This window comes from Aliivibrio sp. S3MY1 (assembly GCF_028765575.1).
Classification (GTDB): Bacteria; Pseudomonadota; Gammaproteobacteria; order Enterobacterales; family Vibrionaceae; genus Aliivibrio.
On the sequence record NZ_JARACO010000004.1, the window covers coordinates 65,907 to 79,412 of the forward strand.

The 13,506-nt window shown below is 38.7% G+C and carries 11 protein-coding genes; 6 read left to right on the top strand and 5 right to left on the bottom strand.

Features of this window, described 5'->3' with window-relative positions:
* Positions 1-377: 377 nt before the first annotated feature.
* Complete coding sequence (locus tag PVK62_RS04145) at positions 378-818, top strand: hypothetical protein (RefSeq protein WP_274442970.1); 441 nt, start codon at positions 378-380, stop codon at positions 816-818.
* Complete coding sequence (locus PVK62_RS04150; protein ID WP_338000106.1) at positions 815-1,120, top strand: cyclic-phosphate processing receiver domain-containing protein; 306 nt, start codon at positions 815-817, stop codon at positions 1,118-1,120. Before PVK62_RS04145 ends, PVK62_RS04150 begins: the two co-directional genes overlap by 4 nt.
* Before the next feature lie 166 nt (positions 1,121-1,286).
* Here the strand turns inward: PVK62_RS04150 and PVK62_RS04155 are convergent, their stop codons facing one another.
* The gene (locus PVK62_RS04155) at positions 1,287-2,480 is read right to left on the bottom strand and encodes an acetate/propionate family kinase (RefSeq protein ID WP_274443082.1); all 1,194 of its coding nucleotides are present in this window, start codon (positions 2,478-2,480) and stop codon (positions 1,287-1,289) included.
* A gap of 297 nt (positions 2,481-2,777) precedes the next feature.
* On the opposite strand from PVK62_RS04155, the gene PVK62_RS04160 reads away from it, so the two are divergent.
* Entirely contained in the window at positions 2,778-3,767 is a 990-nt protein-coding gene (locus tag PVK62_RS04160; RefSeq protein ID WP_274442972.1) for a response regulator, read from the top strand.
* Positions 3,764-4,732 (top strand): sensor domain-containing diguanylate cyclase, encoded by a 969-nt coding sequence (locus PVK62_RS04165; protein WP_274442973.1) that lies wholly within the window; start codon positions 3,764-3,766, stop codon positions 4,730-4,732. The genes PVK62_RS04160 and PVK62_RS04165 overlap by 4 nt, the downstream gene beginning before the upstream one ends.
* 219 nt (positions 4,733-4,951) lie before the next feature.
* On the opposite strand, the gene malG is transcribed toward PVK62_RS04165, so the two are convergent.
* From malG to malE, 3 genes are all read right to left on the bottom strand, one after another.
* Positions 4,952-5,842 (bottom strand): maltose ABC transporter permease MalG, encoded by an 891-nt coding sequence (malG, locus tag PVK62_RS04170; protein ID WP_274442974.1) that lies wholly within the window; start codon positions 5,840-5,842, stop codon positions 4,952-4,954.
* Positions 5,843-5,873: 31 nt separating this feature from the next.
* Positions 5,874-7,418 (bottom strand): maltose ABC transporter permease MalF, encoded by a 1,545-nt coding sequence (malF, locus tag PVK62_RS04175; protein WP_274442975.1) that lies wholly within the window; start codon positions 7,416-7,418, stop codon positions 5,874-5,876.
* Positions 7,419-7,560: 142 nt separating this feature from the next.
* Entirely contained in the window at positions 7,561-8,745 is a 1,185-nt protein-coding gene (gene malE, locus PVK62_RS04180) for a maltose/maltodextrin ABC transporter substrate-binding protein MalE (RefSeq protein ID WP_274442976.1), read from the bottom strand.
* A gap of 426 nt (positions 8,746-9,171) precedes the next feature.
* Between malE and malK the strand changes: the two genes are divergently transcribed.
* The gene (gene malK / locus PVK62_RS04185) at positions 9,172-10,284 is read left to right on the top strand and encodes a maltose/maltodextrin ABC transporter ATP-binding protein MalK (protein WP_274442977.1); all 1,113 of its coding nucleotides are present in this window, start codon (positions 9,172-9,174) and stop codon (positions 10,282-10,284) included.
* A gap of 79 nt (positions 10,285-10,363) precedes the next feature.
* The gene (glgX, locus tag PVK62_RS04190; RefSeq protein WP_274442978.1) at positions 10,364-12,319 is read left to right on the top strand and encodes a glycogen debranching protein GlgX; all 1,956 of its coding nucleotides are present in this window, start codon (positions 10,364-10,366) and stop codon (positions 12,317-12,319) included.
* 77 nt (positions 12,320-12,396) lie between these two features.
* Here glgX and PVK62_RS04195 read toward each other — a convergent pair whose 3' ends face one another.
* Positions 12,397-13,341 carry a chemotaxis protein CheV gene (locus PVK62_RS04195; protein ID WP_274442979.1) on the bottom strand — a complete coding sequence of 315 codons (945 nt, stop codon included), beginning with the start codon at positions 13,339-13,341 and terminating at the stop codon, positions 12,397-12,399.
* Between the last annotated feature and the right edge of the window lie 165 nt (positions 13,342-13,506).

Sequence of the window (13,506 nt, forward strand, 5' to 3'; positions counted from 1 at the left end):
ATAGCTATGTCGTCTAAACGAAATAGATTTACGGCCTCCGATACTCACGATACCAAGAAAATTGAAATTTTTTCTTGTTGTAAACTTCATTCTGTACATAGTGAGCAAACTCAACCTGAAGCTATCCTTCCCACCCTGAGATATCACACTCCTTGATCGTTGAAAGAGTGCTTTGAATACGGGGTTGTTGAATAAACTCATGCAATAACTTGAAAATTTGTTCTTTATTCATTTTTAGTCCTCATTCCACAAATACTATTTTTAAGCGATTACTTAATTTTTTAGTTCATTATGATGCAAGGTATCTTATAAAAGTAAGCGACAGAATCTGTCGCATAACAACCATATACTCTCTCCAAACCAAAGGAGGGAATTTTATGCCAACTTACACCTTTCACTTAGCTGAGCACTATATTGCAATTCAACACCAGATATCTCACAACGGTGAAGATATTTCCAGACTATATGAGAAGTATGGAGAGTCCGTAACTGAATGTTTATTTTTATCTCATTTAATTGAAAAATTTGAATTCACTTCTTGCGGAGATAGTTTGCTTACCATTGCGAGCCAACTTATTGAGTTCGAGTTAATGCACTTTCAACCACCTGAACTTATACCTCTCTATGACTATGATGGACAACGGTATTTTAAGGGCGAAATTGTCTATTTATCGGACAATGCATTGGTATCAAAAATTACATCAAACCAATTTCCAACATGGGAGTTACTGTTAACTGTTGTGACAAAATCAACTTATTCAGTTTTACCTGATGTTCAATGGCAAACACATTTTGAATTATCAACGGTGATTTTATGAAAGTTTATCTTGATGATTGCCGACCTACCCCAAGTGGCTGGACGAGGACATATACTCCACAACAAACCATCGATATATTGAGAACACACAATGTGACAGCTCTTAGCCTCGATCATGATTTAGGTGATGATGAAGGTATAGGCACGGGATATACCGTGCTACTTTGGATAGAAGAACATGTTGTAATACATGGCTATGAACCACCAAGTATTATTTCTATACATAGCTCAAATCCCTCTGCTCGCTCTAAAATGCTCGCTGCCATAGAAACTCTTGAAATGTTAGCCAATTGTCGCAAGTAAAAGTGTTGGGCCATATTATTAAATTGGCAACGCTTTACATGAATAATTTAAATGACGGAGGTGGCTATTTTCCGTCAAACCCGCGTTAATTGTTGCAATCACAAACCCCAGAAACAAAAAAGCGAACCATCATAGCTCGCTTTTAAATCTATGTTTTTATTATAATTTATAACAATTCAACAGACTGCTGAGCGATCACAAACTCTTCATTGGTTGGGATAACCATTGCAACAGCGTTCAGCATTTCTGATTTAGCAATAATGCCATCAGCGCCGAAACGAGCGGCTTCGTTACCAGCAACATCTTCAACAAATCCTAGAATTTTAAGGTTGTTTAAGATTTCACGACGAATTGGTAATGAATTCTCACCGATACCGCCAGTAAAGATAATGCCATCTAGAGAATCTAACGCTGCTAGGTAAGAAGCTACGTACTTAGCTACACGGTATGTGAACACTTGGAATGCGAGTGTTGCACCTTCGTGACCTTCTTCCATCGCTTCAAGAATACCACGAGCATCACTTGTTAGACCGGACACACCTAGGAAACCAGACTCTTTGTTTAGAGAGTTAAACACTTGCTCTTGTGACCAACCTTTCTTAAGTAGATACTCAATGATGCCTGGATCTAAATCGCCACAACGAGTCCCCATCATTAGACCAGAAAGCGGGGTAAAGCCCATTGACGTATCAATACTGTTACCGTCTTTAATTGCACAAACCGATGCGCCATTACCTAAGTGAACAGAGATAAAGCTAGATTCTTCGATTGGCTTGTTAATCATTTTCGCCGCTTCACGGCTTACGAAATAATGGCTTGTACCGTGGAAACCGTAACGACGAACACCAAAATCAGTATATAACTCTTTAGCAATAGCACCTGTGTATGCGCGTTTTGGCATAGTTTGGTGGAACGCTGTGTCAAATACCGCAAATTGAGGAAGAGAAGGGAAGGCTTCAACAGCAGCTCGGATACCAATGGCACCAGCTGGGTTATGTAATGGTGCAAGATCTGATAGGCTTTCAATCTCTTGAGTTACTTCTTCAGAGATGCGTACTGTTTGTGTGAATTTTTCACCACCGTGAACAATACGATGACCAATAGCAACGATACCATCAGTAAAGCCTAACTCTTCAGTCAACCCTACTAATTTGCCAATTGCAATTTTATGGTGGTTCTCTTCGCCTTCAATGGCGATTTCTGTTTTCTGTCCCTGATACTTCCAGCTCATACGAGCATCTTCCAGGCCAAAACACTCACCAAGACCACTTAATACTGCATCACCAGAAGCAGAATCGATAACAGCAAACTTTAGTGAAGAGCTGCCTGAATTGATAACTAATACGTATTCGTTGTTCATCATTATTCTCTATTATTATACATCTGTAGGTTGCACATAGATCTGTGCCTTTTGTTACCCGTCTATTATTCAACTTTTTTTTAATTATTCAACTTTTGTTTTTGTTTATTCATATTTTATTTATCAATTCCTTATTCTAGATCAACATTCGCAAATATAGGCAGCTATCCGGCCTCAATCTAAATAATGAAAAGTGTTAAGTAGATCCTGTTACAACTAAATTTTATCATTAAATCATTGATTTAGCTCCTAATAACAATAAAAATGACATACCGTTGAAAATTTAACTAATTTTGTATGAATATATTAATCTGTGATGACTCTTCCATCGCACGTAAAATGCTCTCAAGCCATATAATGCTTACCTCTGAGATTACGCTTCACTACGCTGAGGATGGTGCTCAATGTTTAGCTATATTAAAACAGCATTCGATTGATGTACTCTTTCTTGATTTGACCATGCCAGTATTGGATGGGTTTGATGTTCTTGAGCAGTTTCCGCCTAACTCTAAGTCAACTCAAATTATTGTAATTTCAGGAGATATTCAAAAAAAAGCAAAGCAGCGCTGTTATGATCTTGGCGCACATGAATTTCTTGAAAAGCCATTTAAACCTGAAGTCATGGCGGTTCTTCTTCATCGTTATGCTATCCCTGTAAGCGCTAAATTAGCCCATCACAACTCTAGCAACACCCTCTCTTTTTCAGAAGTTATTGCCCATATTAAAGAGATCAGTAATGTGGCTATAGGCGCTAGTGCCGCTCTTATCTCTGAGCAATTTAACCGTTTTATTGACATGCCATTGCCAAATGTAGCTTCTTTACATCACTCTGAATTACAGATGACACTGCAAGATATTGTAAATAATTCAGAATATCATGCCATCTCACAACGGTTTGTAGGAAACGGTATTAATGGTGAGGCTCTTGTTTGTTTGTATGGTAACGACTTATCTGAATTATTAAACGTTGATAATGGAGATGAACAAATAACAACCAATGAAGTTATTTTGGATATATCTAACCTGCTCGTATCCACCTTTCTTTCTTCATTCAATAAACAGTTAGATACCAACATTTCAGTACGTAAGCCTATTGTATTAGAAACAGAGCAATTAAAAGTGGCATTGAAGCACCCCCCCTCTTTTCTTAAAGAGTATGAGAGTGACATTTTCACTATCGAATTTGTCTACTCAGCAAAGACTATCGATTTAAGGGGCGAGGTTATTTTTTTAATGGATAACGACTCTTTAACTGCCATTAAGTCTATTTTGGAGAGTGTATTATGATAACGACAGATATGGGTGACTTTCACTGGGCAATGCAAGTCATTGGTGATTTAGATGCTGGGTTAATTGTATTAGACAAAAATTTTCAAGTATGTGCGTGGAATGGCTTCATGCAATCCTACAGCGGTATAACTTCAGATAAGATCCTAGGACGTGTTATTTTTGATATCATCCCAGAACTACCTGAGAAATGGCTACGAAGAAAAATAAATGCTTCATTTACTTTAAACTCTCGTGGTTTCTCATGCTGGGAAGATAGGCCTTATTTATTCAAGTTTAAGAATTTCACCCCATTTTCTAATAGTTTGCCTGAAATGCGTCAAAACATTACTTTTTCACCACTAACTTCATTAAATGGTCAAGTTTCTCACATCAGTTTAGTAATTAATGACGTTACTGGTATCGCCCAAAATAAGATTCATTTACAAGAGTCAAATCATCAATTATCTGATCTAAGTAAAACCGATGGATTAACCAAACTATTTAATCGTGCCTATTGGGAGTCATGCTTAAAAAGAGAATTTGAACAGGCAAAAATATCAGGAACTACATCCTCTGTCGTTATCTTTGATATCGACCATTTTAAAAAAGTTAATGATACTTATGGCCACACTGTCGGTGATGATGTCATTCGAAACGCAGCAGATTTTTTACGTAAGACCTCTCGTAATACCGATATTTGCGGACGTTATGGTGGTGAGGAGTTTACCGTTATTCTTCCTAGTACCAATGCAGATCAAGCTCTCTACTTCGCAGAAAGACTACGTAAACGTATCGAAATGGAAACGATTGAATATGATAGTATTGCTTCTCCTATAACTTATAAAATAAGTTTAGGTATCTGCGAGTTATCCGAAGAAAATGATGACTATTTAATCTGGTTAGAGAGGGCGGATAAAGCACTCTATTACTCCAAACAGCACGGCAGAAATCAATCTACGATTTATAGCTCAGAGTTAAGCTAACCCTCCCCCTTCCTATGTCTACATTTTAGATAGAAAAAAGCCTGAGTGATAATACTCAGGCTCTGATTACAAGAAGTAAAGTTGCATCCTGCAACACTTACCCAGCTATGCGTAATGCCAATATTGCGCTGAACACTTTCCGATCGACGACCAAACCATCATAAAGCTCTTCACACAAATGGACCCTGCCCAAAATGTGTCGGGTCCGTATAATTATCGTTATCCTTTTACACCACCGGCTGTCAAACCACCCACAAGAAACTTCTGAGCAAGTAAGAAAACCAATGTAATAGGTAATGCTGATAATACAGCAGCGGCCGCAAAATCACCCCATAAGTAGTTCTGAGGGTATAAATATTGTTGCATACCTACTGCTAATGTGTACGAGTTTACATCAGAAAGTAGTAAAGATGCTACAGGAACCTCAGTTATTACCCCAATAAAAGACAAAATAAACACAACCGCCAAAATTGGCACAGACAGAGGAAGCAACACCAGACGGAATGCCTGCCATGGTGTGGCTCCATCTAACGCAGCAGCCTCTTCTAATGAGTTATCAATAGTTTCAAAGTAGCCTTTAATTGTCCATACGTGCAGTGCTATACCGCCAAGATAAGCAAAAATAAGCCCACCGTGAGTATTAAGCCCTAAAAATGGAATGTATTGGCCTAATTTGTCAAATAAAGCATATAAGGCAACAAGCGCTAATACCGCAGGGAACATTTGGAAAATCATCATTCCTTTCAGTATAGTTTCTTTTCCTTTGAAACGTAGACGAGCAAAGGCATACGCGCTGGTTGTAGATAATACAACAATCAACACAGAGCTTATCGCAGCAACTTTAATTGAGTTCCATAACCAAGTTAAAACAGGAAATGGAGGTTGGGTCGTTGTGCCATCAGCATGCTCTACCGCAATACCTAACGCCAATTTCCAGTGTTCTAATGATGGGTTTTCAGGAATGATACTCCCTGTTGCAAAGTTACCGTCACGGAATGAAATAGTAATAACCATTAGTAATGGGAAAATGATCATCGCTAAAAAAATCCACATAGCTACATGAGTTGCCCAAATACGATATTTTAAGTTTTTTCCTTGAACCATTGGCATATCAATGAATCCTTATTTATTATTTTAACGACTAGTTATTTGATAATTTAGTGAAGCGTAGGTTTAGTAACGCTAAGCCACCAACTAATAAGAATATAAGCGTTGCAATTGCACTTGCTAAACCAAAGTCTTGGCCACCACTGCCTTCAAAAGCGATTCGGTAGGTGTAACTTACTAATAAATCGGTATAACCTGCAGGCTCTGTGGTTCCAATCATATTTGGACCACCTTTAGTTAATAGCGCAATCATTACAAAGTTATTGAAGTTAAAAGCAAAAGCAGCAATCAATAACGGTGTTAATGGTTTAACCATCATTGGCACAGTGATATTGAAAAAGTTTTGAATTGGCCCAGCGCCATCAATCGCAGACGCTTCATACAAATCTTCGGGGATTGATTTCAATAAACCCATACATAAGATCATCATGTAAGGAAAACCTAACCATGTATTTACAATCAATACCATTGTTTTGGCTGTGAACGGATCTGAGAACCAATTAGGTTGAATGCCAAACATACTATCAAGCAGCATGTTGATCTCACCAAAACTTTGGTTAAAGAGACCACGGAAAATCAGGATAGAAATAAACGCCGGAACCGCATAAGGAAGAATTAGTAACAAACGGTAAACAGCACGACCTTTAAGCTCTTCCCACTGCACTACCGCAGCAAGAACCAAACCTATTGCTAAAGTGAAAACAACGGTACAAGTAGCAAAGATCACCGTCCAAATAAAGATACTAATGAAAGGTTCTTTAATACCATCATCTTTCCAAATTCGTTCAAAGTTAGCAGCACCAACATTAACAACAAAACCAGGAGAAATAGGATCACCAACGAAAGCATCATTATCGTTCACTTCTTGATAGAAGCCCGTTTCATGATTTGCTTTAAAATAGGTTTCTGTTTTGTTGTTATAAAGTGTTTCGCCATCATCTTGCAGAACAAATAAAGGCTCTACTGCCGCAAATTTACGTAAGCCACTCATCTTAATGCTTTCGCCTGAAGGCAAAGACAGTGTAATTAAGTTCAAGCTCGGGCGCTTCGCAATGATCTCTTTAATTTTTACTTTCTTGCCTTGTATTGACTCAACAGGAGCTAATACCAGATCACGCTCAACCGCATTGGCTAAATCAAACGTTTCAGTTGCAAATAACTCTCCTGAATCTTTAACGGTTAACGCATAACCATTACCTTGATTTATTAACTGAAATTGATAACTCTTTCCACTTTGGAATGTTTTTGAAAGCTGTACCGTTTGTGCTCGCTCTAACGTGAGTTGGTTCGTGGCACTGTAATTGGTGAACGCTAAACCAATAGTGTAAACCAATGGAAAAATAATAAATAAAATCATCCCTGCAATACCAGGAAAGGTATATCTGTGAGCATACGTTTTTTTACTGCCAAACACATAAACGGCTAGCGATGTTAATACTAACGTTAACATTGCAAATGCCGTTTCACCACGAGAATACATAAGTACGCATACATAGCCATTTATTGCAGCAATAGCGGATAATAACCCCCACTTTGCTAATGATTTATAATTCGTATACGAAGCGACTGCTGTTGTCATAAGCTCCAAGACCTTTTTTAAAATACCAACCTAGTAAGCCAATTCATGGTTTAACAAACTTAGTAGAGTGGTATACGTTAATGAGAAGAGATATTTCATTATTTGAGAGAGACAGGCTCCTCCCTCTCTCAAATTATGCTATTTATTTTGTCATGCGTTGTTCAGCAGCCGTTAGTGCGTCACCAATCATTTGACGACCATCAACCACATTACCAATCGCTTCTTCCATGCTGTACCAGAACGTTGTGAGCTGTGGAATGTTTGGCATAATTTCACCATTCATTGCATTGTCCATTGTTGCTGCGATACGTGGATCGTTACCGAGTTGCTCTTGGAAAGAGTTTAATGCTACTGCACCTAGTGGCTTATCATCATTCAGACTTTTTAGACCTTCATCTGTCAATAAGTAGCTTTCAAAAAATTCAACGGCTAGATCTTTGTTTGGAGAAACCGCACTGATACCACCAACCCAAACACCAACGAACGGTTTAGACGCTTGTCCGTGGAACTTAGGCAGCGTTGTTACACCATAATCGATGCCTGCTTTTTCAACATTCGCCCAGCCCCAAGGGCCGTTGATCATCATAGCAACGTTACCTTTCACAAATTCAGACTCTGCTACTGAATAATCCATATCTGCTGAAATCGTTTTCTCTTTTACCATGGTCTCAATAAAGCTCATTGCATCTTGAACGCCTTTTTGGTTTACACCTGCGTTCTTAACATCATAGCCATCGGCTGTTTTCTTAAAGGCATAACCACCGTCAGCCGCTAATAAAGGCCATGTGAAATAAGCACCACCACGTAAAGGCCACATGATTGCTTTTTGGCCATTTTTCATTAATTCTTTATCTAACGCTGGAATATCTTCCCAGTTTTTTGGTGGCGTTTTTACTAATGCTTTATTGTAAATTAGAGAGACTGATTCAATCGCCACTGGATAGGCGATTGTTTTACCTTTGTATTCAACGGCATCCCATGCAAAGTCCACAATTTCAGATTTCAATTCTTCCGATGGTTTAATTTCTGCTAACAAACCAGCCTCAGCAAAACCACCAAAACGGTCATGCGCATAGAAGATCATGTCTGGACCATCACCGGTTGCCGCTACTTGAGGAAATTTCTCTTCCGCTTTCTCTGGGAAAGAAACCGTCACTTTAATCCCAGTATCTTCTTCAAAACGTTTACCTACTTCAGTCATACCTTCGTAGGCTTTATCACCTGTCACCCAAATCGTTAGTTGACCTTCTTCGATTGCTGCAGAAGCATTGATTGAACCAAGAGCTGCCATTGTGCATAAAGCGACAGTGCTGAGGACTTTTTTCATTGTGAATCCTTCCTTTATAATTAGCGAATCATCCGTAGGGTTAGGTAAAAATAGGTGATGATTCAATTTTCAGGGTGTATTTTCGGTAATTACGCCCCTTTAATCATCCTCCTACTCTCTACGCCTTTTCACTTGTCATTTAAAAGCGTGATCTTAATCTAGATTAGAGTTGAGCTACCTCACAAAACCCCTCCAAAATGAGATCTTATTCACGTTGAATTTTAAAAAAACTTTGAACTCCGTCGATATTTCTTAAAAACGTGACCTAAATACTCCTCCCCCCTACTCCCCCAAAAAAAAGAGGTTGGAGGAGGATGACGAATGCCTCCTTTTACATAAGAATAACCCTATAAAAGCGCATAGCTAATGCCAAGGCTGGATAACTAGTTGGTAAAAATTATTTAAAATTAGATGAGGATAGACACAATGACGAGTGTCACTTTACGTAACGTTTGCAAATCCTATGGCGACGTTAAAATCTCGAAGAATATTGATTTAGATATAAACTCTGGTGAGTTTGTTGTTTTTGTTGGCCCATCGGGCTGTGGTAAATCAACATTATTACGTTGTATTGCGGGGTTAGAAGACATTACTTCTGGTGACTTATACATGGGTGATAAGCGAATGAATGATGTCGAACCTTCTAAACGTGGGGTTGGGATGGTATTCCAATCTTACGCGCTTTATCCGCATTTAAACTTATTTGATAACATGTCGTTTGGTCTCAAATTAGCGAAAACCGACAAAGCCGAGATCAAAAAACGTGTTGATCACGCCGCTGATATCCTACAACTAGGGCACTTACTAGAACGTCAGCCAAAAGCGCTTTCTGGCGGTCAACGTCAACGTGTGGCTATCGGTCGTACTTTGGTGTCTCAACCAGACGTTTTTCTTCTTGATGAGCCTTTATCAAACCTTGATGCGGCATTACGTGTTCAAATGCGTATCGAAATTGCCAAACTGCATAAGAAACTAGGTTGCACCATGATTTACGTTACCCATGATCAGGTCGAAGCAATGACAATGGCTGAAAAAATTGTGGTGCTAGATGGAGGGTATGTCTCTCAAGTTGGTGCGCCATTAGAACTGTACCATTATCCAAAAAACCGTTTTGTGGCTGGCTTTATTGGATCTCCTAAAATGAACTTTATTAGTGTCTTCATTGACGATGTTGAGAAGGATCAAGTTAAGGTCCAATTTAAAAATGGCTCGACACTGTGGATCCCGGTTGATGGCACAAATGTTACTCGCGGTGAAAGAATGTCATTAGGCGTTCGTCCTGAGCATTTAGTATCAGCAGAAAATGGGGACACTGTTATTAAGGGGAATGTTTTAGTTGTTGAAAAATTGGGATATGAAACACAAATTTATTTAACAATTGAAGATGCCGATGCCGATATGATATACCGTGTCTCTGACACTGCGTTAGTTGAAGCAGGAGATGTCTTCTCTGTCGGAATTCCCGCACATCGATGTCATTTATTTCATAATGATGGAAAAGCGTGCCAAAGGCTCTATAAAGAAGCTGGCGCTCAATAAATATTACATTAATCGTAATGATCTTATTTTTAACAGCCCAACCATCAATTGGGCTTTTGTTGTTTATTCGAGGAATATTGTGAACATACAGCATGCCTTTCCGTACCCACTAGGGGCGACTCTTACTCGTGATGGTTGTAATTTTTCAGTACACCACAGCTCCGCATCTCCTGTTTCATTAATCATTTTTAATGATGATGGTACATATTGTGAATACCCATTCACCGCAGAATATGCCTCAATAAAATATACTTTTATCGAGGGAATTACAGAAAATACAGCCTATGGCTTTAAAATCATTCAAGATCAAGAAGCCCTTCTTCTACTTGACCCCTATGCAAAAGCACTAAAAAACACACCTCATTACCAAGTGCCTTACACTGCAGAACAAAGTTGGACACTCGCTCAGTCAGTGGTTATCAACGATCAATTTGATTGGCAAAATACAGTGCATCCAATGATCCCTCGTGCAGAAACTATCTTATTAGAAACTCATGTAAAAGGCTTTACGCTGTTAAACCCAGAAGTTGATGAGAATGTAAGAGGTTCATATCTTGGTTTAGCGGATCCTGCAAGTATCGCTCACTTAAAACAGCAAGGGATCACAACCGTACAATTACTCCCTGTTGCCGCTTGTATGCATGAACCACATTTACTTGAAATGAACATGGTCAATTATTGGGGATATAACCCTATCTCCTTTATGGCACCAGACCCTCGCTACGCCAAAAATGATGCCGTTCGTGAGCTAAAAACAGCAATACGAGAATTACATAAAAATAATATTGAGGTGATCTTAGATGTGGTGTACAACCATACAGCAGAAGGTGGTAATGGCGGTTCTGTCTTTAATTTAAAAGGTTTAGACCAAGACTATTACCTACACCATCACGGTAATTACACTAACTATACCGGTTGTGGTAATACACTAGACATTACACATCAAGCAAGTTTAAACCTAGTTATGGATACTTTACGTTATTGGGTTGAGCACTACCATATTGATGGCTTCCGATTTGATTTAGCAGCGACATTAGGTCGTGAGTATGACCAATTTAATCCTAACAATGCTTTCTTCAAAGCGGTTGCCCAAGATCCTATCCTTAGAAAGATAAAATTGATTGCCGAACCATGGGATATCGGCCCTAACGGCTACCAAGTTGGTCAGTTTCCTGATGGATGGAATGAGTGTAACGATAAGTTTCGAGATACCGCTAAGAGCTTCTGGCGCGGTGAGCAAAATTACCTAAAATCTATTGCAACCCGCCTGATGGGCTCTAGAGATCTAGTTAGTGCTTCTCGCTGGCCACATAAACTGCCAGTTAACTATATTAGCTACCACGATGGTTTTACTCTTCAAGATATTGTGAGCTATAAAGAGCGTCATAATTACGCTAATGGTGAAGAAAATAGAGATGGTCATGGTGACAATCGCTCTGATAACTATGGTGTTGAAGGACCAACAAGCAACCCAAGAATTATTGCACTTCGTGAAAAACAAAAACGCAATATGATGACGACGTTATTGTTTAGCTTTGGGATCCCTCACCTTCTGGCTGCTGATGCTTGCTCACACACTCAACAAGGTAATAACAACGCTTACTGCCAAGACAGTGATATTAGCTGGGTAAATTGGGCGCTAAATAGAGAAGCACAAGAGTTTAAAGCCTGGTTATCAGAAATGATCCAAGCTAGACAAACTCATATGGTACCCATTATAAATGCATTTAGCGGTACAAATAGAACAAAACAAAAAGTTGAATGGTATACATCTAAAGGCAATAACATGACACACAGTGATTGGCATGGCGCTGAATCTTTATGCCTTCACCTTAATATCTATAATGGTGAAAAAGAGTTACTGATTATTATTAATCAATCAAATGAGCCAACACGCTTTGAATTACCCAAGCCGCAAAAATACTCTCGCTGGTCTTTAATCTGCAATACTCAAGATACAAAAATCCAAGCAAAGCAGCTTATTTTTGATTACAGCCTATCACCACTATCAATCGCGATATTTAATGCTAAATAAGTCAAAAGATAATGACTAACATTGTGATAGATAACAATAAAAAAGGAGCCTCATAAGCCTCCTTTTTTATTTATCTGCTATTTAATAACTTGAGCAAGGCGATCTTGCACTACACCAACAATGAGATCCGGCTGAAACTTAGAGATAAAGCGATCACACCCTACTTTCTGAACCATGGCATCATTAAAACTGCCACTTAACGAGGTATTTAGAGTAATAAAAAGATCTCTCATACGAGGGTCGTTTCGAATTTCATGTGTCAGTTTATAGCCATCCATCTCTGGCATTTCAGCGTCTGTGATCATTAATAAGATCTCATCCGTAACCACTTTTCCTTCGTCACACCATCTTTTTAGTAAATTCAGAGCCTGAAGCCCATCACTACACTCAATAACTTCTAAGCCCAACTGCTGCAACGTACTTCTAACTTGAGCTCGAGCCGTACTTGAATCATCAACAGTAAGCACTTTACGTCCAGGCATGTGGGCAAGAAGCTTCTCATCTAATACACCTTCAGAAATAGTAATATCATACTCAATGATCTCTGCCAGTACTTTTTCTACATCGATAATCTCAACGATACGAGTAACATTTGGTTCAACTTCAACTTGAGTGATTGCTGTAAGATAGTTATGACGCCCAACCGTTTTCGGTGGCGGCTGTATGTCTGCCCATGTGGTATTAATAATATTTTGTACTTGGCCAACTAAGAACCCTTGAATCGTTCGGTTGTACTCGGTAATAATCAAGTTCATTTCTTCATCATTACCCATCGCTTTCATACCAATAGCGCCACGCAAGTCAATCACTGGTACTGATTCACCACGTAAACTCGCAACACCTGAAATATGATAATGAGATCCAGGAAGCTTCGTTAACTTTGGTACTTTCAGAATTTCTTTAACTTTAAATACATTGATAGCAAAAATTTGAGTTGTATTAAGCTTAAAAAGCAACAATTCCAACCGATTTTCACCTACAAGTTGAGTACGTTGGTCAACACTATTTAACATTCCACTCATATATATCGCTCATTTTATTATTTTCGTTGATAATATAGTCAACTATTGGTTTGATAACTCATTAATTCTCTATATTATCGGCATTTTTCGAGAAGTCTTTAACAAGATAGTGCAAAAAAATAGACAATAATGTTACCATTCTTCGCATAAGCATCAGATAAGATG

Bases quoted from the DNA above. Each gene is read 5' to 3' on its own strand.
- PVK62_RS04150 (WP_338000106.1), top strand. From the start codon at position 815: ATGAAAGTTTATCTTGATGATTGCCGACCTACCCCAAGTGGCTGGACG.
- PVK62_RS04160 (WP_274442972.1), top strand. From the start codon at position 2,778: ATGAATATATTAATCTGTGATGACTCTTCCATCGCACGTAAAATGCTC.
- PVK62_RS04155 (WP_274443082.1), bottom strand. From the start codon at position 2,480: ATGAACAACGAATACGTATTAGTTATCAATTCAGGCAGCTCTTCACTA.
- PVK62_RS04165 (WP_274442973.1), top strand. From the start codon at position 3,764: ATGATAACGACAGATATGGGTGACTTTCACTGGGCAATGCAAGTCATT.
- malE (WP_274442976.1), bottom strand. From the start codon at position 8,745: ATGAAAAAAGTCCTCAGCACTGTCGCTTTATGCACAATGGCAGCTCTT.
- PVK62_RS04195 (WP_274442979.1), bottom strand. From the start codon at position 13,341: ATGAGTGGAATGTTAAATAGTGTTGACCAACGTACTCAACTTGTAGGT.
- malF (WP_274442975.1), bottom strand. From the start codon at position 7,418: ATGACAACAGCAGTCGCTTCGTATACGAATTATAAATCATTAGCAAAG.
- malK (WP_274442977.1), top strand. From the start codon at position 9,172: ATGACGAGTGTCACTTTACGTAACGTTTGCAAATCCTATGGCGACGTT.
- malG (WP_274442974.1), bottom strand. From the start codon at position 5,842: ATGCCAATGGTTCAAGGAAAAAACTTAAAATATCGTATTTGGGCAACT.
- PVK62_RS04145 (WP_274442970.1), top strand. From the start codon at position 378: ATGCCAACTTACACCTTTCACTTAGCTGAGCACTATATTGCAATTCAA.